At 39.2% G+C, this 23,931-nt stretch carries 17 protein-coding genes and 1 other RNA gene; 9 read left to right on the top strand and 9 right to left on the bottom strand.

The window, feature by feature from the left end; genetic code table 11:
- Position 1: 1 nt before the first annotated feature.
- A complete protein-coding gene (locus NI467_RS09340) occupies positions 2–1,255 on the bottom strand; it encodes an exonuclease SbcCD subunit D C-terminal domain-containing protein (protein ID WP_253152540.1) in 1,254 nt (417 codons plus the stop codon).
- A 619-nt stretch (positions 1,256–1,874) separates the two neighbouring features.
- Between NI467_RS09340 and NI467_RS09335 the strand changes: the two genes are divergently transcribed.
- Both NI467_RS09335 and NI467_RS09330 read left to right on the top strand, forming a co-directional pair.
- Positions 1,875–2,324, top strand: a complete 450-nt coding sequence (locus NI467_RS09335; protein ID WP_253152538.1) for an ABZJ_00895 family protein — start codon at positions 1,875–1,877, stop codon at positions 2,322–2,324.
- Positions 2,325–2,795: 471 nt separating this feature from the next.
- Entirely contained in the window at positions 2,796–3,701 is a 906-nt protein-coding gene (locus tag NI467_RS09330) for a TIGR01777 family oxidoreductase (RefSeq protein ID WP_253152536.1), read from the top strand.
- On the opposite strand, the gene NI467_RS09325 is transcribed toward NI467_RS09330, so the two are convergent.
- Positions 3,690–4,814 carry an FAD-binding oxidoreductase gene (locus NI467_RS09325; RefSeq protein ID WP_253152534.1) on the bottom strand — a complete coding sequence of 375 codons (1,125 nt, stop codon included), beginning with the start codon at positions 4,812–4,814 and terminating at the stop codon, positions 3,690–3,692. The genes NI467_RS09330 and NI467_RS09325 overlap by 12 nt on opposite strands.
- Positions 4,815–4,833: 19 nt before the next feature.
- Complete coding sequence (gene hemB / locus NI467_RS09320) at positions 4,834–5,847, bottom strand: porphobilinogen synthase (protein WP_174659431.1); 1,014 nt, start codon at positions 5,845–5,847, stop codon at positions 4,834–4,836.
- Between the two features lie 103 nt (positions 5,848–5,950).
- Between hemB and NI467_RS09315 the strand changes: the two genes are divergently transcribed.
- Positions 5,951–6,448, top strand: coding sequence for a thioesterase family protein (locus NI467_RS09315; RefSeq protein ID WP_151204233.1), 498 nt, complete (start codon positions 5,951–5,953; stop codon positions 6,446–6,448).
- 265 nt (positions 6,449–6,713) lie between these two features.
- Here the strand turns inward: NI467_RS09315 and glpK are convergent, their stop codons facing one another.
- On the bottom strand, positions 6,714–8,198 hold the full coding sequence (gene glpK, locus NI467_RS09310; RefSeq protein WP_253152533.1) for a glycerol kinase GlpK: 1,485 nt from the start codon (positions 8,196–8,198) through the stop codon (positions 6,714–6,716).
- Positions 8,199–8,328: 130 nt separating this feature from the next.
- Between glpK and ssrA the strand changes: the two genes are divergently transcribed.
- Positions 8,329–8,688: a transfer-messenger RNA gene (gene ssrA / locus NI467_RS09305) on the top strand.
- 98 nt (positions 8,689–8,786) lie between these two features.
- On the opposite strand, the gene NI467_RS09300 is transcribed toward ssrA, so the two are convergent.
- From NI467_RS09300 to NI467_RS09280, 5 genes are all read right to left on the bottom strand, one after another.
- Positions 8,787–9,956 (bottom strand): site-specific integrase, encoded by a 1,170-nt coding sequence (locus NI467_RS09300; protein WP_005104739.1) that lies wholly within the window; start codon positions 9,954–9,956, stop codon positions 8,787–8,789.
- Between the two features lie 497 nt (positions 9,957–10,453).
- A complete protein-coding gene (locus NI467_RS09295) occupies positions 10,454–11,068 on the bottom strand; it encodes an HAD family hydrolase (RefSeq protein ID WP_017395692.1) in 615 nt (204 codons plus the stop codon).
- Between the two features lie 87 nt (positions 11,069–11,155).
- Positions 11,156–11,905, bottom strand: a complete 750-nt coding sequence (locus NI467_RS09290) for a hypothetical protein (RefSeq protein ID WP_253152520.1) — start codon at positions 11,903–11,905, stop codon at positions 11,156–11,158.
- 18 nt (positions 11,906–11,923) lie between these two features.
- A complete protein-coding gene (locus tag NI467_RS14925) occupies positions 11,924–12,271 on the bottom strand; it encodes a hypothetical protein (protein ID WP_374982206.1) in 348 nt (115 codons plus the stop codon).
- A 655-nt stretch (positions 12,272–12,926) separates the two neighbouring features.
- Positions 12,927–13,676 (bottom strand): hypothetical protein, encoded by a 750-nt coding sequence (locus tag NI467_RS09280; RefSeq protein ID WP_253152508.1) that lies wholly within the window; start codon positions 13,674–13,676, stop codon positions 12,927–12,929.
- A 628-nt stretch (positions 13,677–14,304) separates the two neighbouring features.
- Here NI467_RS09280 and NI467_RS09275 point away from each other — a divergent pair.
- From NI467_RS09275 to NI467_RS09255, 5 genes are all read left to right on the top strand, one after another.
- Positions 14,305–15,228: a MobA/MobL family protein gene (locus tag NI467_RS09275; protein WP_253152505.1), complete on the top strand. Its 924-nt coding sequence runs from the start codon at positions 14,305–14,307 to the stop codon at positions 15,226–15,228.
- 226 nt (positions 15,229–15,454) lie between these two features.
- Positions 15,455–17,056 (top strand): class I SAM-dependent DNA methyltransferase, encoded by a 1,602-nt coding sequence (locus NI467_RS09270; RefSeq protein ID WP_253152503.1) that lies wholly within the window; start codon positions 15,455–15,457, stop codon positions 17,054–17,056.
- A complete protein-coding gene (locus NI467_RS09265) occupies positions 17,053–18,426 on the top strand; it encodes a restriction endonuclease subunit S (RefSeq protein WP_253152501.1) in 1,374 nt (457 codons plus the stop codon). Before NI467_RS09270 ends, NI467_RS09265 begins: the two co-directional genes overlap by 4 nt.
- Positions 18,427–21,633 (top strand): type I restriction endonuclease subunit R, encoded by a 3,207-nt coding sequence (locus NI467_RS09260; protein ID WP_253152499.1) that lies wholly within the window; start codon positions 18,427–18,429, stop codon positions 21,631–21,633.
- Between the two features lie 140 nt (positions 21,634–21,773).
- Positions 21,774–23,639, top strand: a complete 1,866-nt coding sequence (locus NI467_RS09255) for a DUF262 domain-containing protein (RefSeq protein ID WP_067766287.1) — start codon at positions 21,774–21,776, stop codon at positions 23,637–23,639.
- Positions 23,640–23,931: the final 292 nt, after the last annotated feature.

The following is a 23,931-nucleotide window of genomic DNA, read 5'->3' as shown; positions in this document are numbered from 1 at the left end:
CCTAAGCTTGTTGTTTTTGTGCAAGTTCATGTTGGGCTTCGACCAGCAGCTGCTGAAAATCCTGCTGTACCGAAGGGTCCTGACGATAGCCCATTTTTTCCCAGATATTAAAAAATAGTGATTCCGGCGTTGGAGGCGCCAGATCAATTTTGGAACTATCCGCCGGATCGTCTGCCTGACGCTGATAAACTCGGCTGATCCTGAGCAGACGATAACGATTGACTGGCAGCGCCTGTTCAATCTGCTGACGTAAATCGACTGGCGGCGGGGCATCGGTTGTGTATTCAATTTCCAGAAAATGCCGGGCAGCGAGATGTTCAATTTCACCCGCAGGTAGCGCCTGGATTTTATTCATCAGATTGTCCAGATTTTCCCGGATTCTAAACAGTTCTACCGTACGCGGTACTTGCAGGGCTGCAAACTGAAAGCGCTGTTCAGCCTTTTGCTCGGGATCAATTTTGACCTCAACCACCTGATGCGAATAGTGAATTTCACTAAAAGACAGGGGAATCGGTGAGCCACTATAACGGATATGCGCTTGGCCTACTTTTTGCGGCTTATGCAGATGGCCAAGTGCTACATAGTCGATGACTTCATCAAACAGCGCCGTTGAAAGCGCTTCTTCATTGCCCACTATAATCGGGCGTTCAGAATCTGAGGTTTCACCACCTTGCATATGCGCATGTGACATTAAAATCAGAGCCTGATGGCGCGCCTTACGTGCTTTGGCTTCTGCGATCAGCTGTTGATGCAGATAACTGATGGCATTCTGACTGTTATGAGTGTGTTCGTTAATTCCGGTAATTTCAGCGCTGCGTAAATAGGGCAAGGTCAGACACCAGGCCACAATCGTTCGGTTCTGGTCATAAATTGGCACCAGCAGACGGTCCAGATCAAGCTGATTGGTCGAGGTTCGGCCGACAATCCCCACCGCTTTGGCATTAAATTTGGTCAGTAAAGGCTGTACCTGTTCAATCCGGTAACCTGAATCATGGTTACCGGCAATCATCAGGGTTTGCATATGGGGTGCCAGCTCATGCGCATCAGCAAGAAACTGATACAGCTGTCGTTGTGCACTTGAAGCCGGATTGATGACATCAAAAATATCCCCGGCAATCAGCAGGGCATGCGGCTGTTTGATCTTGATTTGTTCAAGTAGCCAGGTCAGAAATTGCGTATGTTCAAATTCACGGTCATGGTTATGGAAGAATTGCCCCAAATGCCAATCAGAAGTATGAAGAAAATGAACTGCCATGTATACCAACCTTTATTTTTGCCTTCCTACTATAGAAAAAAGCGCCAGTAAAAGTCTACTTGAAAAATACTTTCTTATTTGCTTGTAAGCCATTGAACTTGGTCGTAGAGCCTACTGAGTTTGCCTGCCATTGTTGAGACAGCTTTTAAGTATAGGCCGGGTCTCATCTTTATTCAGCTTCAGGTTGTTTTTATTTTCATTCGCTGATGCAGGCCGGTTTGAAAAAATTTACCCTTTTAAACCAGTTTTTATGCAAACCAGGCAAAGCAGACTTGAAAAATAAGGACTGATCCTTATGTTAGCTCCTATAAAACAGTCTCTGATTCATCTGGTCAGAGTGACAAAATGCAGCGCCCAAACAATAAAAACCGACGATTCGAGTGATAGTGAAATCGTCGGTCAAAAATTGTGCAGATGAAAATTTTGGCTGCTGTTCAAAATTTCCACCTGCACTGAACTTATTGCTTTAGCGAAGTGAACGAAAACTTGTGGATGCCAGTCCAAATTTTCGAACCTTGTACCCTATATAACGTCATGATCTTGGCTGAGGTTGACAATAAAATGAAAAAAAACTTAATTTTTTTTATACTAGCTTGTTAATCGTCTTTGGGTTCTTCTAATGGTGCCGCTAACTCGCTATTTTCTCTGGTTTTTCTTCCTGTGCTTTGTCTTTACCTGTATTTGCGGTGTGCTGGCAGCCTTGATGCCAACCGGCATGGGCGCCATCTTGACCATTGTGCCTTATCTGGTGGCGATGATTTGGGTTCTGTTTAAATTTTTAAAACAGCAGCGCCGTGCACCCTCTGCAACCGAACGTAAAAAATTTAGCTTGGGCTTCAGTCTGATTTACTGGGGCTATAATCTGGCATTTTTAATTTTGGGGATTGTGATTGCAACCCGTTCCAATCCAAATGCCTGGCAGGATTTTTTGCTGTATTTGCAACAGCCGCAATTTGTCAGCATTGTCGTGATTATGTTCCTTCTGATCGCCATTCCACTTTATTTGCTGACCTACTGGTTTTATGGCAAACAGGCACAGCGTATGGCAGCTAAAACTTCTGGTCTATAGTTGCCATTCAACCGTTTTATGCAAGAAAACCTTAAATATGTGAGTGGACACGGAGGTTAAAGATTACTCATCCTGACAGGACGTCGTGTATAGATAAAAGACTTTGGCTCTCTCAAAATTTGGATCTTGGCTATACACAGCCATTTGCAGGATTTTATGAATAATGAGGTTATCCAAGGTAAATATAAGCTTCTGCAACTCCTATCTTGCTAAACCAGGATGTTTAAAGGGTTAGTAAAATTAAATCTATAAACTAACGCAACTATCAACCAGACCGCAGGCTATTTTAAATATTCAGATGGTTTGAGCGCAAATCTTTATTTAATAAATAAAATGAGCCAAAGAGCAATAGCCGAAATATTCTGGATGGCCTGATTTTTCATTTACTGATCAATATTTTTATACTCGACATTTTGATAGGTGAGCGGCGTATACTCTGAATCATGACAAGAAGAATAGTGCAGGATCGGTATGTATAAACCAGTCGTATTGATGACAGGTGCCAGCGGTTTTATTGGCAGCCATCTGGTAAGGTTCTTACTGGCACGGGATTATGCGGTGATCGGTCTGACCCGACAGAAAAACTTGCGAGAAGAGCATCCTGATTTTCACTGGGTTCATGATCTGGATGAATTAAAAAACCAGCAGATTGACTATGTGATTAATCTGGCAGGTGAAAGTATTGGTCAGGGTCGCTGGACCACCGCCCGTAAAAAGAAACTGAAGAATAGTCGTCTAAAGACCACCCGGCAACTTTTTGAGCATCTGGAAAGATATCAGATCAAGCCCAAACGGATTATTTCAACCTCTGCTGTGGGCTACTATGGCATTGATCCTGAAGAGCAGTGGGATACGGTGTGTACAGAACAGAGCCCGGCACAAGACATTTTTATGTCCGAGCTATGTGCCGAATGGGAGCGTTTGGCCTTATCTTATCCTGAGCAGAACACCAAGATTATTCGTCTAGGTGTGGTATTTGCTAAGGGTGGAGGAATTCTTCCGCAGATGTTATTACCCATCAAATTTAATCTGTTTGGCCAGATTGGTCATGGCCGCCAGCCGGTAACTTGGGTACATCTTCAGGATGTCATGCGGGCCATCGAATTTTTGATGCAGGAATCGACTCAGCCCCAGATTTTTAACCTGGTGGCTCCAGAAAAAGTCAGTCAGGCTCAATTTGCTCGAATAGCTGCGCAGGTGCTGAAGCATAAACCTTTATTGCCGTTACCAGCTTGCAGCATGAAAATGCTGCTGGGCGAACAATCCCAACTGATTTTAAATGGACAGTATGTTCAGCCTAAAGCTTTACAGGAGGCTGGTTTTACTTTTAGTTATCCGACTCTGAAAGAGGCGCTACTGGAAGTGTTAAACCGCTAAAGCCTGAGTTTCTAAACGCTGTGCCGGATTATAAGGCTCTGGATCAACAAAAGTCGGCTGTTCCAGCATGAGCTGGGCCAGAAGTTTCCCCGACGCAGCGCCCATACATAGGCCATTACGGAACTGACCGAAATTGATCCAGAGATTGTCCAGATGCGGCATTTTGCCAATATAGGGAATGCCATCGGGTGAGCTGGGCCTTAAACCAGCCCATTGTTTCACCATCGGAAAATCAGCCAGCTCTGGCACCATCTCCAGACAGGCAGTAAAAATATCCTGACGGATTTCGGTTGAAGGGGAGGTATCAAAGCCGACCTGACGCATACTCGAGCCGCACAGCACATGACCATCACGGCGTGGGATCAGGTACATGACCTTGTGCATGCACATGCTGGGCAGCCAGTGCTCTGGTGTTTTAAATAGCAACATCTGGCCCTGTACCGGCTGTACCGGAATGTTAAAGCCGAGCTGTTCCGACCAGTAAGCTGACCATGCGCCGGTTGCAATCACAAACTGATCTGCCTGAAAACTCAGTCCATTCTCGCTTGATATCTGTTGAACATGACCTTGCTGTATATCGAGTTGGCTGATTTTACAATGTTCCTGCCAGATCACACGGGGATGCTGCCTCAAATAGCTGATGATCGACTTTAGCAGTCGGGGATTGCGGATATTGGCCAGTTCAGGAAAATAGAGAGCCTGTTTGAACTTCGTCTGATCTACTCTAGGATTGATCTGTCCGAGCTGCCTTTGATCGAGAAGTTGCGCCTGCTGCTGCGGATCCTGATATTGCTCGGCATAACGCAAGCCGATTTCAAAATCGGACTCATCAAAAATCAGCATGCCCGTGTTATGAATCTGAAAATCAATTCCGCTTGTCGGTTGCAGTTTTTGATTCCAGGTCTGATACAGCGGTTTGGCATGGCGAGCCAGAGTATTGACGGCATTCGGGTAACGCCAGGGATACATGGGGGAGAGAATGCCGCCTCCGGCCCAGGACGCTGCCTGTCCCGCGGCCTGCTGATCCAAAATCGTGATCGAACATCCCTGTTCCAGCAGTTCCAGAGCGGACATTAATCCGGTAATACCCGCACCGATAATGGCGATATGCATTGCGCCAGGGTCCTTCTGTTTATTTCATCTCTTTCAGTTTAACAGCTGCTTCTTCAGCAAAATAAGTCCAGATACCATCTGCACCGGCACGACGACAGCACATCAAAGATTCCAGAATCACGCTGTCAGATAACCAGCCATTCTGGATTGCAGCGGCCAGCATGGCATATTCGCCACTGACCTGATAGATAAAGGTCGGCAGACCAAAGGTGTCTTTGACTTCACGAACGATATCCAGATACGGCATGCCAGGTTTGACAATCACCATGTCGGCACCTTCCTGAATATCCAGAGCAATTTCATGCAGGGCTTCGGCGCGGTTGCCAACATCCATCTGGTAATTGTATTTATTGCCGCCTTTCAGGTTGCTGGCAGAACCGACTGCATCACGGAACGGGCCATAGAAGCTCGACGCATATTTGGCTGAATAGGCCATAATAGCAGTATAAATATGACCTTGTTGTTCGAGAGCCTGACGGATCGCGCCAATACGACCATCCATCATGTCGCTCGGAGCTACGATGTCGGCGCCTGCTTCTGCATGACTCAGAGCCTGTTTAATCAGGGCCTCGACTGTTTCATCATTTAATACATAGCCAGTTTCATCAATGATGCCATCTTGACCATGGGTAGTATAAGGGTCCAGCGCGCCGTCGGTAATCAATACCAGTTCCGGCAATTCTTTTTTTAACAGACGTACGGTGGTTTGTACCAGCCCATCTTCACGCCAGGCTGCTTCTGCAAGCAGGCTTTTATCTTCTTGCGGCGTTACCGGGAACAGCGCCAGTTTATTCACACCCAGTTCCAGCAAGCGTTCCGCTTTTTTTAGCAACAAGTCAGCAGACAGGCGCTGCACATTGGGCATACTTGGAATGTCTTGCGTCTGGTCTTGCCCTGGCAGTACAAAAACTGGATAAATCAGGTGGTCAGCACTGAGATGCGTTTCACGTACCATAGAACGTAAATGCTCATTTTTACGAATACGACGCATGCGAGTTGCAGGAAATGCGGGACGATTGAACGTATAGGTCATAAAAATCTCAGCAATCAGTATTAAACTAGGCTGCTATTGTAGCCCTATCTGAAATTTTTGGGCATAAATTAGCGGTTTTATTGTGGTGGCTTCGGACAGACTTATGACTAAAACAGAGAAAAACTGGACAGGTAGTATACATTTAGGAGCAAAGGTGGATATTGATGTGGTTTTAAATCAGTTGGTACATGCTTTTAATGCCTCTCCTTTTTTTAAGCATAATGGTATGACCATGCGGATCGTCGATGGTCAGATTGAAGCTTATATTGAGATGCAGGACTTTATGATTGGTAATGTGGCCTTCCAGATTCTGCATGGTGGTCTGGCAGCCACGGTACTCGATAGTATTGGCGGGATTGTGGCCATGGGAGAGCTATATAAAAAGGCAGGACCAGAAACCATTGCCGAGACCATTAAAAAAGTATCACGACTGGCAACAGTGGATATGCGGGTAGACTATCTGGCACCCGGACGCGGGAAATATTTTATTGCCCGTGCAGAAACCTTAAGATTGGGGCGTAAGGGTTGTACCATGCGTATGACTATGGTCAATAACGAAGACAAGCCGATTGCTACAGCTATTGCCTCTTATGCATATTAATCCATCTGGCAGCTCAAGATTGGCTATGAGCTGAGTATATAAGCACCTTTCTAAGCAGAGGTGCTTATAGATTTAAATTTTCAGGTTATATTGTTCTATCGGGGATTGTTATCAAGATGTACAGTCATTCATGGTCGCAAAAAATAGCAAGCCAGTAAAACTCATTTTTGGACTCTCCCTGGGTGTTGATCTCAGCGCAATATAAAGTAGTAAGTAAAAAAATATTCAATAGAAAACCGGTAGTAGACAGCGGTTTTTATCAGGCTTATAAATCTGACTTTGCCCGCTTTAAGGCATTTTGCCATTTGGCTAAATGTGCTGCACGTTTGTCATCCTGCATTTTGGGTTCAAAGGCCCGGTCGAGTTGCCATGACTGTGCAATTTCATCAAAGCTTGCAAATACGCCAGATTTTAAGCCCGCCATTGCTGCGGCACCCCAAGCGGTAGACTCCAGCATTTTCGGACGTAATACCGGTACATTTAGCAGGTCTGCCTGAAACTGCATCAGCATGTCATTACCACTGGCACCGCCATCAACGCGTAACTCTTTTAAGGGATGGCTAATATCCGATTGCATTGCGGTCAATACATCTGAAACTTGAAAGGCAATTGACTCTAAAGCGGCACGGGCAATATGGGCTTTATGGGTGCCACGTGACATGCCACAGAGCAGGGCGCGGGCTTCGCTATCCCAGTGCGGTGCACCGAGTCCGGTAAAGGCAGGCACTAGAACTACTCCATCTGTATCATCGACTGTACTGGCGAGCTTTTCGACATCACTGCTTTTTTGGATAATACCAAGACCATCACGCAGCCACTGTACTACTGCGCCAGCCATAAATACACTGCCTTCTAGTGCATAGGTCGTTTTGTCCTGTGCCTGCCAGGCGAGGGTAGAAAGGAGCTTATTTTGACTGAACTGAATATCATGGCCGGTATTGAAGAGCATAAAACAGCCAGTACCGTAGGTGTTTTTGGCAGTACCAGGCTCAAAACATGAATGTCCAAACAGGGCTGATTGCTGGTCACCTAAAATTCCGGTGATGGGGATAGTCGCACCGAGTAAACCGGGTGCAGTATCTGCAATATAGCAATCGGAACTCACAATTCTTGGCAGGATAGAGGCCGGAATATTAAATTGTTCTAATAACTCTTCGTCCCAGCTCTGATTGCGCAAGTTCATCAGCATGGTACGGGATGCATTACTGGCTTCAATAATATGCTCGGCACCTTGGGTCAGGTTCCAGATTAACCAGCTATCAATGGTGCCAAAAGCCACATGCCCCTGCTCAGCTAAGGCATGTAATCCATCAATATTTGCCAGTAGCCAAACCAGTTTGCCAGCACTAAAATAAGGATCTATACGTAATCCGGTTTTTTGTTGTACCTGATCCATAAGGCCTTGCTGGATCAGCTGATTACACCAATCGGTTGCCCGGCGATCCTGCCAGATAATGGCGGGTGCCAAGGGTTTACCATTACGGCGGTCCCATACCACTGTGGTTTCACGCTGATTGGTCAGTCCAATGGCTTTAATATCTTTGGCCAGAATGCGCGCTGTAGCCAGTGCCTGCTGGACGACTGCAATTTGGGAGCTCCAGATTTCCTGTGCATCCTGTTCGACCCAGCCTGAATATGGCGTCTGGATATGGGTCTCGCGTTGAGCCGTTGCCTGAACCTGTCCATGTTCATTAAAAATGATCGCACGACTTGAAGTCGTTCCCTGATCAAGGGCCAATAAATAGCTCATGAATGTTTCTTTTATAGGACTTGAAAAACAAAATATTAGCGCAATTATTAAATTAAGGCACATCAATGTGTAATTGTTTGAAAAATGGCATCGCAATTCTTCACAGTTATGCTATGATGAAGCCTACTTTGGGGGTGTTTCTGGCTTCGACGCTGGTGATGAAACTCATAGATGCATGTCGAGAGCGCATTTTCTCTCGTAAATCAAATTTGCATTTTAATAGTCGCAAACGACGAATCATACGCTCTAGCTGCCTAAGGGCAGCTTGTCCGCATCTCTGAATACTTGTGGTTAGAGATCCCGACTGAAGCGCAAGCACACAAGTCCGTATAAAACCAAGCCTCGGGGTTTTGTACTAAATTAAGAGGATCGCGATTTGTACCCTGTTCGTCGGGTCACAAAGAGTTAAAACAATAGACGATATCTAAGCATGTAGTATTCTCGAGCGTAGTGCTGGCGGACGCGGGTTCAACTCCCGCCACCTCCACCAAAATTCTTGTTATAAATCAGCCACTTATATTAAGTGGCTTTTTTATTGCCACACATTTGCCACATTTTTCATTGCAAGAGCTTTTGATTTCGACGTATTTAGGCTGTACGAGTTACGCTAAGTTTCGCAATTTCTTGCTTATTTTTATCCCCATGCAACCATTTTGTATAGCGTTTGATCAGCATTTGTAGACTATGTCCAAGTTGATCGGCTACAAACATTGGATTGACGCCATCCATCAGCAACATCGTCGCATAAGTATGCCTTGCATTGTATGCAGGGCGGTGACGTATAGAACACGCTTTCATCGCTTCTACAAGACGCTCTCTAGGTGGTTTTTCATTAAAGAAGGGTTCCTTAGTCTTAGGACATAGCATCACATAGTCTGTTTGGTAGCCTTGATCCTTTTTAAATTGAAGCAAAGCTTTCAAAGCCAGAGTTGATCGTTCATTCAGATATACTTCTCGAGACGTATGTGTTTTTGTCACCTTTTTTTCTAAACCACGTACACGGCTTTTGTTAACTTTGAATGTGCCATTGAACCAATCGATATCACTTTCTCTAAGAGCAATCATTTCGGAAGGTCTACAGCCTGTCCAGAAGGCAAACTCAAAATACCACCGATAAAATTTGTCCTCATCATGTAAGCTTTTGTCGAGCCAAGCTAGTAAGGCTTCCATCTCCTTACGTGTGAAGGGGTCAGGTGTTTCCACCTGAACCTTACGATTCTTAATTTTATTCATAGGGTTTACAGAAATCTGATTATGCTTAACAGCCAACTCGAAAACTCCACGTAAAGGCGTGGCGCAATTATTAAATGTTTTCGCTGTTTGAAAATTACGATCGATAATGACTTCCTCAATATCTTCAGTCGTGATATTGGCTATTGGTGTTAATGCAAAATAAGGCATCCAATGACATTCTAAAATTTTGCGATAGCCATTTTTTGAATCTTTATTGGCAATCGAAAACTTTAAAAATTTTTGTGCAACATCTTGAAATAAGACTTGCTGACCATCCATTGATTCAGTTTCTGTAACATCAAGGCCTTTTGCTTGTGCTATATCATTCTCAGTTAAAATCCCCCATTTGGCTTTATTTATGAGGTCACTTCTAATTTTAGCGGCTGTACGGATACCTTCCGCAGTCGGCGGGTGTGGGAGTGTAATGTAGTAGCGCTGCTTTTTAGAGGTGAAGTTGATTTCGAGTGCATTCTCCCTAATTCTAACGCCGGTTGGTAACGTTTTTGAGTTTGTTCTGTCAACCATTGGTTATAACCTCTAAGTGAGTAGTAAATATTTCCATCTTGTTTTGTCCAAACTAAATCTTGTGGCCAATTTTTTCGCCGATGTGTAAGTTTTTGTTCTTCAATGCCTGTAAGCTTTGAGAACACTGAAGCATCTACCCAATCGATAGCTGTAAGCCCTAGTTCTAAAAGAACATCTAAAATTTCGTTTTGCATAAAATTACTTAGCCAATTGAGCTGATCTAAAAATTATTCACGGCTAGGCATAAATTTCCCTAGTCATAAATCGTCATGTGGAAAACTTAGCACATGACATTTTTTAAAAACTCGTTTCGTTTAAAACTTCAAAAAAATGGTTATTCAAAAAAATTATGAAATAAAAAAATCATATTTATGCTTACTGAATTAATGATTTAATCCCATTTGTTAGGTACAAAATTTGGTACTTAAATCCTCAATATCATGAGTTAAGTACCAGATTTGGTATCTTAAAAATCAGCTCGAAAAAAGATTTATAATTTATTTTTTTAACAAGGGTTGGAGCACATCTAAAAGACTCTCACCATTTTTACGATCAATTATTTTTGCAGACATGCCTAATTTTTGCGGCCCATCTACATCAGCAATTTGAGTATCACCAATGAAAAAAACTTCATTTGGTTGACAGTTCATTTGAGTTAAAAAATGTTGGTAGATTAAAGGATCTGGCTTATTTGCACCGACCTGAAAGCTCCATGCATAAGTATCTAAAGGTGGAAGTAGGTGCTGTGCTCGTTCACCATAAGGCGTTGCTGCATTGGAGCAGACTGCCAATTTGTAGCCTAGCTTTTTAAGCTCAAGCAGCATTGGTATAGAATCATCAAAAGCACGCATATACTTTAAATCATGTTGAAGAGCGTTATTCATTTCCTCCAATAAAGTAGAAGGAAACTGATAACCGAAATAAGAAGCTAATGTTGCAAAGTTGCCATCTAGTGACATGATCATTGCAGCATCATTTGGTTGTGGTTTGCGCCCTTGTTGTTTAAGCCACTTCATCATTTTTTTGTAAGGAGATTGGCTGTTTTTAATTTCTATTAGTGTGCCAAAAACATCAAAAACGACTGCTTTATAAGGTTGGTTATTCATCATCATTATTATCTCATTAGAAATACAAACACATACCTTCAAACTTTTATAATCACTGAGTCAGCATGATTTGAATAGGTAAAAAATATTGCGTTAATTTAACTCTAAACCTAATTGCTCAGGGCTATACCAGCGCATTTTTAGATGTCCTAGTTGGTCTCTGAGATGAGCGGCTTTACGGATGATGTATTTTTTTTGTTTCAGCCATTCATCTAGGCGAGCATCATCATAGTGGATGTCTATCTTCAGTTGTAAAAGCTGGTTATATAAGCCTCGCTTTTCAGGTGACATGGCTTCTAGAACTGATGTTGAAGCCATGGGTTCTAATGGATGTAGTAAGCCTTCAACCTGAGAAGGCTTGGTTTTTGCTTGTTGAGAAGAAGCAGACAATCCACTAACAGCTAGCCCTTTTTTCATTATCTTAGATAATGTTGAAGCTGTTGATTCACCCTGATTTTGATCTTCAGCTTCAGGTTCAACATTTTCAGATACGGTTGAGCTTTTAAGTAGCTTGCTGAGTTTTCGATAATTGATGCTATAAAAGTTGGTTTGAATCCATTTATTTTGAGATAGCTTTTTCACTACCAAAATGCCTACTTTTTTTAGCTTGGAGACTATGCGTTTGATGGTAGATGGACTGTATGTACCTAAGGTTACAGCCCATTGCTCATAGCTGTGATAAAAGTATTTATGTTGTTCTATTACTTGAGATTCATTACTTTGCAAACAGTAATGCAGCTTTTGTAAGAAGATTGCGGATGCTATTCCATACATTTGGGCAAGCGTAGGAGATGCAATAAGAGGGTAGTCGCCTTGGACTAACAGCTTTGTTTTTTTAGTCATGAGAATACTCACTTAAGGCTAGTAAGTGGTATTAGGGGATTTTGGGCGTGGACGTTGCTGAGTTCGGCGTAGCCAATCTTCAGGATACTGCTGACTATAAGCATCGCAATGCTGACCAGACCAATACTCCTGGTTGTATTCATCTTGGAATTCATAGCTGGGAGTAGCAGTTTGAAACGGTTGCTCAGTTTCAACATGGAGTGAAATGTCTTTAGAAGTGTTTATTTCTAATTGGTCTAAAGTCTGGACAATATCCAACAAAGCTTGACGCTGTTTGTGAGATAGAAGTTTTGCGCTTTCAATAAGAAGTTGCTTAGCAAGTTTTTTTGGCGTGCAAGGGGTTGCACCATTGAATTTGTGATTCATAGCAGTAATCCTAGATAGGTTTTGATGACCTACCACCTTCTCACTTTCCACTTGAGATGGTGGCGGTATAACAGGGGTGGAAATACTGAATCTAGGATCAGCCAGCCGAAGCTGCCCTGTCAAACCGCCATAACGACTGCTTAACAGTAGACAAAAAAATAGCCGCAGGCGCGACAATTTATTGTCCCTAGATAGTAACAACAGGTTTTCCACTCCTGAACACAGATTTTGCCGTGTTGAGATAAGATTATCCCGCAATGCCAAGTTGGTCAAGGCCTTGAAATAAAATTTTTTAAAAAAGATGGAAAGTAGAGTGATAGCTAACATGTGCTAAATATATTCAATTATTTTTATTGTTTATTTTATTTATAAAGAAGAACAGACCACTTTGACCCAATGGATCAGACCTGTTTGAGATGATCGTAAGTATCAGTATGGTCTTAACTGAAAATCAGGCACTTTATGAGCCATTCAGGTATGGATATATTTTTATAAGAAGCAGATGTACTTAGTCCTATTCTTGATTTTTGAACAATCCAATATTTGAGTGTGAGTGAAAAGAAAGGATATCCGGCTCATTTGATGAGCCGAATAAGATTAAATTGAAGTGTGTTATCAGAAGGTAATGCCAAAATGTTGAGAGCTATTAATTGGTTTAACTCTGATCACGATCTTTTTTAAGTGATGGATTTCTAGGATCTGATGAAATCGCTTTCAGTGTTTCATCAAGTTTTGAAAAGTTAGGAAGATGCTTGTTTTTTTCAGAATCAAAGATGTCGCGTAGAGTTGGATGGTGCTCAATCTTAGATTTATATATGAAATAAATGTACATCATATCTATTAGGGTATCTATTACGGGACGACCATAGACAGCAAAAAATGCTTCATATATCTTATTGAAAGATGCACCTAAGAAAAATATTACACTATTTCTCTTTTTCCTTTGTTTTAATTTTTCAGCTAGAAGATGTTTTTCATATTCAGAAAGAGTATTTTCAGAAACACATTTTTTTATTTTTCCATTATTATGACTACGATAATTACTCAGTAGTTCTTGCAGGTTAAAGTATTCATTAGGGTTATAATCTAAATACTCTTTTTCTTTTTTCAGAATGTTTTTTTCAATGTCTGTTAAATTATCAAATGGGATGGTTTTTATATATTTTAATGTTTGATGGTTTTTGATTCTTTGATTTTCCTTATATTGGCATGCATTGATTAGATTTTTATGGGTTTCTGTAAATTTTTTAAAATCTATTTTTGTTAAATCTGTATTCTCGAGAATATTAATTAAATTTATTTCACATGGATATTTAGGCGTGATAAATAATTCTTCTTTTTGTGTATAAAGAAAATTATATAAATCACTTTTTTTGATAATTTTTTTGGGTCTACCGGCTGTCATTTGAAGGCTCCTTGCGTTACGTTAGAGGAAAGCTCTATCTTTAACAGGAACCCAAAATGCATGATGAGTTTCATGCAAAATCTCAAAAAAATAGCTATCCTGCTCTCCACTTAGTTACCCGATTAATAAAGCTGGCGCTTTTAAGAATTTTTTGGGCTGCGCACAAAAAATTCTTATCTCGTCTCCGTGTCTTTTTATTCCATCATTTGCGTTGCAAATGTTGTACTAAAAAGACACTACTACTCGCCCTGTGGGACCAAAAGCCCAATTAATATAATTTTTAAGTTATTGATATATATACAAAATATTTTATTCAGAGTCTTTTTTATGTGCGTTACACTATTAAGGATAAATCGTTACACTATAATTTATGGTGCGTTACACGATAAAAAATGTGCGTTACACGATAGAAATAGGCGTTACACCATAAAAATCATCTAGAGGCTTGACTTCTGATTATTGGGGGCACTTTTTGTTCTTTAAGTCCTGCTCAAGATCATGTCGCTACCGTATAAATCTTGAAAAACCTATTTAGAAATATAACCACTTTTCTGAACTTTTCTTCTTAAATAGATTTATTTTAATTATTTAAAAATATATTAACTCTTTTGTCAGGGAGTTATTGAAAATGTTTTATTTTGATTTAAGACATAATCGTAAACAGAGTTCTAAAAGTTCATTTAATGGCTATTGTTATATTACTCGAATTAAGCATTTTAAGTTAAACAAGATTGATTTAAATGAAGAAGTTGAATTTGTTTGCTCAGGTAATATGCCTGGGTGGGCAGAATATAAGCCGGATAAATTTTGGATTGCTGCTGATAAATATGAAAAAAAGAATAGTCGTACATCCAGTCATATTACTATTGCTTTACCTAAGGAATTAAACTCAGAACAACGAATAGAATTATCAAAGAATTTAATAAATGCTTTTTGTGATGAATTTAAATTTCCATATAGCTGTGCCATTCACAATCATAAAGGCATTTTAGATGGTGAAAGTGATCAACCACATTTGCATTTACAATATTCTGAGCGTACAACCCTTGATGACTTTGAGCGACCACCAGAATTGTTTTTTAGACAATATAGACCTAAAAATCCTGAACGTGGAGGAGCGCAAAAGATTACTGCGGATGTTTTAGGCTTAGGGCGTCATCAGATCAGGCACATGAGGCAGCTCACTGAAAAACTGATCAATGAATCATTAGAAATATATGCACCGATAAAGACAGTTCGTATATACGACATTGAAGTTCAAGTGCCTAGTCAAGTTTCATGCCTATCTAATGCTAATTACAATCAGAAGTTCGGAACAAAACTCAAAGATGTGCCTCAGATTGAACGTTGGAAACTTTATAGTGCTGATCCTATTATTCAAATGGATGTAAAGCCATTAATCGAAAAAGTGAAGAAAATCAGAGAAGAAAATTTATATGAGCTTTATAAAAATGAATACGAATTGGAGTTGAAACGTATTCATAACATGAAAGCTGAAATCAACAAAGCAAAAGTAAAAAATCATGATGCAGATTGTGGTATGTCTATGTGACTTTACACTTAATTATTTGGGCTAACTGTCAAATACGATCATGTTGTAAGACTAGAGCCTTGAGCGTATTTAATTAAACTGTTTGTCTTTTGTCCTAAAATACAAATGATAGGTTAAGAAAATTATCCTTGATATTGCTTTTCCCAACCATCCATTCTTTACATGCCATAGCAAATAATCTAATTTGTGTCAGCGTATACAAATGAATTGTTGAGAATTGAGAGTTATGGCAAAAGCACCTGAAAAAAAGAATGATAAATCATTTGAAGAGGCACTTTGGGATGCTGCGAATAAATTGCGTGGTAGTGTTGAATCATCTGAATATAAACATATTGTTCTAAGCCTAATTTTCTTAAAATTCATCAGCGATACTTTTGAAAAGCAAAAACAGAAACTCATTGATAAGGGTTATGAAAAGCATATTGATGTAGTTCAAGCCTATACAAAAGATAATGTGTTCTACTTGCCAGTTGAAAGTCGTTGGAGCTTCATTAAACAAAATGCAAAGCAAGAGGATATTGCGCTCAAAATTGACACGGCTTTAAGCACTATTGAAAAGACAAACCAATCTCTGAAGGGTGCATTACCTGATAACTACTTTTCTCGTCTTGGTTTAACCACAAGTAAACTTTCGGCATTGATTGATGTCATCAATAACATTGACACACTAGAAAACCCAGAAGAAGACACAGTAGGTCGTGTGTATGAATATTTCTTGGGTAAATTTGCTGCTACAGAAGGTAAAGGTGGTGGTGAATTCTATACGCCTAAATCAGTGGTTAATCTTATTGCGGAAATGCTTGAGCCATATCAAGGTAAAATCTATGACCCATGTTGCGGTTCGGGTGGTATGTTTGTGCAATCCGTTAAGTTCATTGAAAGTCATCATGGCAATACCAAAGATGTATCTATTTATGGGCAGGAATATACAAGTACAACCTATAAACTAGCGAAAATGAACCTTGCTATTCGTGGTATTTCTAGCAATTTAGGTGAAGTTGCAGCAGATACCTTCTTTAAAGATCAGCATGAAACATTAAAAGCTGATTTTATTATGGCAAACCCACCTTTCAACCAAAAAGACTGGCGTGCATCTGATGAATTAGTGGATGACCCACGTTGGGCAGGTTATCCGACACCGCCTACAGGCAATGCTAACTATGCTTGGATATTACATATGATATCTAAGCTTTCTGAGCACGGTACAGCAGGTTTTGTATTAGCTAATGGCTCGATGTCCACAACTACCAGTGGCGAGGGTGAAATACGTCAGCAAATTATCGAAAATGATTTGGTTGATTGCATGATTGCATTACCTGGTCAGTTGTTTTATACCACCCAAATTCCTGTCTGTTTATGGTTCATTAGTAAAGATAAACAAGCCAAATCAGCAAATAGCCAAGCACGTGGGCTTCGAAATCGTCAAGGTGAAACGTTATTTATTGATGCTCGAAATATGGGCAGCATGATTAGTCGTACTACCAAAGAACTTTCTAAAGATGATATTGATGTAATATCGAACACTTATCATGCATGGCGTGGTGAGCAAGATGCTGGTGGCTACGAAGCTTATGCCGACAAGGCAGGTTATTGCAAATCTGCAACTTTTGATGAAATTAAAGCCAATGACTATGTACTCACACCAGGGCGTTATGTTGGTGCGGTTGAAATAGAAGATGATGGCATACTGTTTGAGACAAAAATGTTAGAACTCAGCCGAACTCTATATATGCAAATGCAAGAATCTCAAAAACTAGATGAGACTATTCGTAACAGCCTAGAGAAATTAGGTTATGGACTTTCTAATATGGACGGTATGCCGAAATGATGTATAAGACCGTAAAGTTAGGAGAGCTATTAGAGTTACTGACGGATTATCATGCAAATGGCGCATACGAAAAACTTAAAGAAAATGTTGAACTTTTAGATGAACCTGATTATGCGGTTATGATTAGGACAACTAATTTTGAACAGAACAACTTTAGTTCTTCTTTAAAATATATAAATGAGCATGCATATAATTTTTTAGCTAAGTCAAAGGTTTATCCTAATGACATTATCATGAATAAAATAGCTAACGCAGGTTCTTCTTATCTTATGCCTGATTTAAAAAGACCTGTATCACTGGCAATGAACTTATTTTTGTTGAGAGTGAAAGAAGATGTTGTAAATCCAATATATTTATATATGTACCTGAAATTAAATGAAACTTATGTTAAAAGTTTTGCTAACGGGTCTGTAACGAAAACTATTACTAAAGATGCGGTAAGAAATCTTGAAATAAAATTACCTACAAGAGAAGTACAAGATAAAATTGCAAGTATTTACTTAACTATTTCTAGAAAAATAGAAATAAATCAAAATATTAATGAAACATTGGAAAAACTCTCATACACTTTATTTAAAAGTTGGTTTGTTGATTTTGATCCTGTTATTGATAATGCTTTAGAGGTAGGCAATTCAATTCCTGATGAGTTTTTGGAACGGGCAAAACAACGTAAGGCTGTTAAGAAAAAAGAAAAAGGAGTTATTAGAACCCTATTTCCTAATGATTTTGAGTTCACCGAAAAAATGGGATGGATTCCAAAGGGGTGGAGAATTAAAAGTTTTTCTGAGCTTGCGACATTAGATACTAGCTCTATAAAACCTAATCTTAACCCAGAAAAGATATGGGAGCATTTTAGTATTCCTGCTTTTGATAGTAATAAGTCGCCAATATTTGAGCTTGGGGAAAGTATCAAAAGTAATAAATATAAAGTAGACGCTAATTCAATTTTAGTCTCAAAGCTAAACCCTGAGAATGAACGTGTTTGGTGGGTAGATATTAAAGATAAGAATTCAGCTATTTGTTCGACTGAGTTTATGCAGTTTATTCCTATAAAACCAAAGCACAGAGCATTTATTTATAGTTTGCTTCGTTCAGACTATGTTCAAACAGAAATTCTGAGTTATGTGACAGGTTCTACAGGTAGTCATCAACGTACTCAACCTAAATCAGTCGCAGTAGTAGATGTCTTAATACCTGATGAGAAGTTGGTGGTTGAGTTTTCAGAGTTAGCATATAAATGGAAATCAAAAGTATCAGACAATATTAAGCTAGATTTTACTTTAGCTAGGCTTCGAGAGGTACTCCTTCCTAAATTGATGTCAGGTGAAATAGGAATCTCAGAGGCAACTGCATTGGTGGAGAACGCATAGATGAAATTTACAGAAGATCGACTTGAACAGGCCATCATTGAGTTATTAGGTTCTGAGGGATACACACATAGTTGTGGTGAGAATATTGATCGCCAACCTGAAGATGTATTGATTAAGTCTGATCTTCGTGAGTTTCTAGCGACCCGTTATCAAGCCGAATCAATCACGAATTATGAGATTGATTCGATTATTCATAAGCTCGAATACCTTTCAGCATCTGATCTTTACGACACTAACAAAGCCATCATGAAATTTATTTCTGATGGTTTTTTATTAAAGCGTGAAGATCACACACAGAAAGATTTATACATTCAGTTGATTGACTATGATGTGATTGGTGATGAGTCTAGAGACAGCAACCATTATCGCATCGTCAGTCAAATGGAGATACAAGGCTATGAGCTACGTATTCCTGATAGCATTCTCTATATCAATGGGCTGCCATTGATAGTGTTTGAGTTTAAGAGCACTATTCGAGAAGATGCCACCTTATTTGATGCCTATAAACAACTAACAACCCGCTATAAGCGTGATATTCCAGAGCTATTTAAATATAATGCCTTATGCGTTATTAGTGACGGGGTTAACTCCAAGATGGGGTCTTTCTTCGCACCGTATGAGTTCTACTATTCTTGGCGCAAAGTCACAGGTGAAGAGAAGCTTGAAAAAGATGGTATCAATTCACTATTAACTATGATCAGTGGCTTATTCAATAAAGCACGCTTGGTCGATGTTATTCGTAATTTTATCTATATCCCTGATACATCAAGTAAAGAAGAGAAGGTCGTTTGTCGTTACCCGCAGTATTATGCTGCAACCAAGCTATATGCCAATATCAAGCAGCATATGAAATTGATTGATGATCAGGGAAGATTGGTTGATGTAGATAAATTGCGAGATGGTAAGGGTGGTACATACTTTGGTGCTACAGGCTGTGGTAAGAGCTTTACCATGCTTTTTCTTGCACGCTTATTGATGAAGGATGTCGAATTAGGTAGTCCAACAATTGTTTTAATAACTGACCGAACAGACCTAGATGATCAGCTTGCGGGCATTTTTACAAATGCTAAAACTTATGTGGGTGATGAAAACATTATTAGCGTAGAAAGTCGTGCAGATTTACGTGAACAGCTCAAAGGTCGTAAAAGTGGTGGTGTATTCCTGACAACCATTCACAAGTTTACTGAAGATTTGGAATTGTTGACTGAGCGTGCGAATATTATTTGTATCTCAGATGAAGCACATCGTAGTCAAGTGAATCTAGAGCAAAAGATTACTGTCACAGAGGATGGTGTTAAAAAGACCTATGGTTTTGCCAAATATTTGCATGACTCTTTACCTAATGCGACCTATGTTGGCTTCACAGGTACACCTATTGATGCCACCCTGGAAGTATTTGGTGCTGTAGTCGATAGCTACACCATGGTGGAATCGGTGTTTGATGAAATCACTGTGCGGATTGTTTATGAAGGTCGAGCAGCCAAAGTTTTATTGGATGGTCGCCAATTACAAGAGGTAGAAAAATACTACAAAGAAAGTGCAGAAGCTGGTGCTAATGAATACCAGATTGAAAAAAGCAAAAAGACCATGGCGAGTATGTCTACCATATTAGGTGATCCAGACCGTATAAGAGCCATAGCGGAAGACTTTGTTGAGCATTATGAAGAACGTGTTAATGAGGGCACGACTCAAAAAGCGAAGGCAATGTTTGTGTGTAGCAGTCGTGAAGCGGCTTATCAGCTATACAAAGATATCATTGAACTACGTCCCGAATGGAATGAAGTTAGAGCCTGTGAAGAAGGCTCAACCTTATCTGACAGCGAACAGAAAAAAATCTTGCCAATAGAACGGGTCAAAATGGTTATGACTCGAAATAAAGATGATGAAAAAGACCTGTGGGATAAACTTGGTACTAAGGAATACCGTAAAGAATTAGATCGTCAGTTTAAAAATGAAAAATCAAACTTTAAAATCGCAATCGTGGTAGATATGTGGTTAACAGGTTTTGATGTGCCATTTCTTGATACGATCTATATTGATAAGCCCTTACAAAAGCACAATTTGATTCAAACAATTTCAAGGGTCAACCGAAAATTTGAAGGCAAAGAAAGTGGCTTAGTAGTAGATTATGTTGGTATTAAGAAGCAGATGAATCTTGCGCTTTCGCATTACACTGGCAATCAAAAGCAGGACCTAGATGATATTCAGCAGTCCGTTGTTGTTGTGAAAGACCACTTAGCCTTACTCGATAATTTATATTATCAATTTGATTCTAAGCTTTACTATATTGGTACACCACTAGAACAGCTACAGTGTTTGAATGCCTCTGCTGACTTTGCTTTAAGAACGAAGAAGTTTGAAAAAACTTTTATGGATTTAACCAAACGTCTTAAGTCTGCTTACGATATTTGTGTAGGGAGCGCAGATTTAACAAAAGCTCATAAAGACAAGATCCATTACTACCTAGCTATACGTACCATCATTTTTAAAATCACAACAGGTGGTGCACCTGACGTTGAGCAGATGAATCAGAAAGTACGTGAATTAGTTAAAAATGCTTTGATTAGTGATGGGGTTGAGGAAATCTTTAAGTTAGGTGATAAATCAGATGGTGAGATAGATATCTTCGATGAAGACTATCTTGCTAAGTTAGAAGTCATTAAACAACCTAATACTAAACTACAACTCCTCCAACAGTTGCTCGCTAAAGCGATTGGTCAAATTAAAAAGACCAATAAAATTAAGGGTATTGATTTCACAAAAAAAATGAATGCACTTGTTGAGAAATATAATGAGCGTGATGAGCAAGATATACTTCAGGCAAAGGTAATTGAAGATTTCTCTGATGAGATTATTAAGCTGTATAACGAGCTACGTGAGGAAATGTCTTCATTTGGGAAATTGGGAATAGATTTCGAAGAAAAAGCTTTTTATGACATATTGATATCACTAGCTCATAAATATGATTTCACTTATCCAGAAGATAAATTATTAGAGCTTTCTAAAGAAGTAAAAGCAATTATTGATGATAAGGCAAAATATATTGACTGGAACAAGCGAGAAGATATTAAAGCTGAATTACAGTTTGACCTCATGGTGTTACTAGATGAGTGGGGCTATCCACCGATTGATCGACGTGAAGTTTATAAAGAGATATTTGAGCAAGCTGAAAACTTTAAGAAAAATAGGAATGTAGCACTATTTTAATCATTGATATTGAGTAAGTATTTGACTTTAATTGGTTTATTTAACTATCAGCCCAAGGTTGATTGATTGAAATAATTATTTGTTGTTTATGCAACAGAGCTGACCTAAGTGCGGTTAGTAAAATATTTGAGAGGTGATTTATGGGGTATAGCACGTTATCAATTCGAGAAGTGACTCGACAAATAGAGCAAAACAAAGTTTTTTTACCAGCCTTACAACGTAAGTTTGTATGGAAAAAAGAACAAATTGAACGCCTATTTGACTCCATTATGCGTGGTTATCCTATCGGAGCTTTTCTATTTTGGGAACTTGATGCCAAAGTTGCAAAAGACTATGTGTTCTATGAGTTTTTAAAAGACTATGATGAACGAACTCCCTACAACCGTCGTAAAGAAGGAGCTTTTAGCCATGAACAAATCATTGGCGTGTTGGATGGACAACAGCGACTAAGCTCAATGTATATTGGTTTTAATGGATTTCATAAAACTAAAAACAGTTATGCTTGGAAGTCCAACCCAAATGCTTACCCTGAAAAACGTCTATACCTTGATTTACTGAATTTACCTTATGTCATTGACTCAGGTGAAATAAAACTCAATGAAGCGGAAAACTATCCATTCAGCTTTTTGACAGAGAAAGAAAGTCAAAAGTTAGAACGTAAAATTGAGGATCAAATTAAGCCATGTTACTGGTTTAAGGTTGGAGAGTCCTTGTATTGGGATAACGATGAGGATATTGAAGCGTACTATCAGACATTAGCAGCTCAAATACAAAGCGCACACCAAGGCCAAAAAATGTTTTTGGCAGCATTTGAACAACATCAGACACAAGTTTTATTGGGTTTAAAAACATTACATGCACGACTTCATGATGCAAATCTGATTAGCTACTTTCAGGTACGTGAAAATGATTTAGAAAATATTCTCAAAATTTTTGTGCGTGTGAATAGTGGTGGAACGATACTGAGTAAAACCGATTTATTGTTTTCAACTGTAGTGGCAACTTGGTCAGACGGTCGAGATAAAATTGAAAAGCTCAATAAAGATATTAATGCAATTGGTCAACGTTTCAAATTTGGTAATGAATTCATTATGCGAGCGTGCTTGTATCTCACAGATTTAGATGTGAAATATAAAGTAAATTCCTTCAAAGCTGAAAATGTAGAAAAAATTAAAAATAGCTGGGAAAACATTCAAAAAGCAATTGATCGAGCTGTGCGTATTTTGGATGAGTTTGGATATTCAGGCGAACATTTACCTTCTCAAAATGCACTATTGCCAATCGTGTACCATTTATATAAAGGTGGTCAGGTAGATGACATCAGTAAAAAACAAATGATTAAATACTTGGTTCACGCCAATGTGAAGCAAATATTTGGTAGCTCTCAGGAGTCTGTTTTACAAGAATTGAGAAGAGCACTACGAGATAAAAATGAGCATGGTATTTATGTTTTAAAACAATCTAAATTTGATTTTGAAGTTTTAAAATCAACAAAACTGTCGGGTGGTAAATCTTTACTCGTTACTGATGACAATATTGACGATGTTTTATCAAGAGAATATGGTGCAATTACGTTCAATATCTTGGTATTACTGAATCCAGATTTTAGATTGCGTGATGTCAATTTTGCACAAGATCATATTCATCCAAAATCTAAGTTCAATAAAACTGAAATGTCTAAAGCAGGAATACCAGTAGAACTACATCAAAAAATGATTGATCTCAAGGATAGTCTGCCAAATTTACAGTTACTGAATGGTCGCTGGAACTCAGGTAAAAATGATAAGCCTTTAGAAGATTGGTTTGCAGAGCAATCTAAAGCTGACCAAGAGGCAATTCGATCAACAGGCTTATACCCAAATGATGTTTCCCTAGAATTTACAGAATTTTTAAAATTCCATGAAAAGAGAAAAGCCTTACTGAAAGAGCAACTTTATAACGTTCTTGATATTAAACCTATTATGCAAAATATAGTACCAAATGTAGAAGTTGGAGAAGCGGTATGAACAGTGATGTTGGATAATTAGAAAGAATGAGCCATAGCATGTTTGAGCTAATATAGATGAATCTGGGCGTAGTTTGGAAGAACAGATCAATAATATATTAAATTAAATTGCGATATTGTGAGTTACAAAAAGCCTGTATAGCTTGGTTATACAGGCTTTTTTAATGTGAAAAGAATCTAAGTAATCTTTTTATTAATATGCGTAAGCGTCCGCTGAACCCCACTTTTTCTAACTCATTAATACCGCGATAGTGTCCACTTAAATTTAAGTGGACACCTATTTATGGATTTAA

This window comes from Acinetobacter sp. S4397-1, assembly GCF_024129285.1.
GTDB classification, from domain to species: domain Bacteria; phylum Pseudomonadota; class Gammaproteobacteria; order Pseudomonadales; family Moraxellaceae; genus Acinetobacter; species Acinetobacter lwoffii_C.
This window is presented reverse-complemented; position numbering and strand designations above follow the sequence as displayed.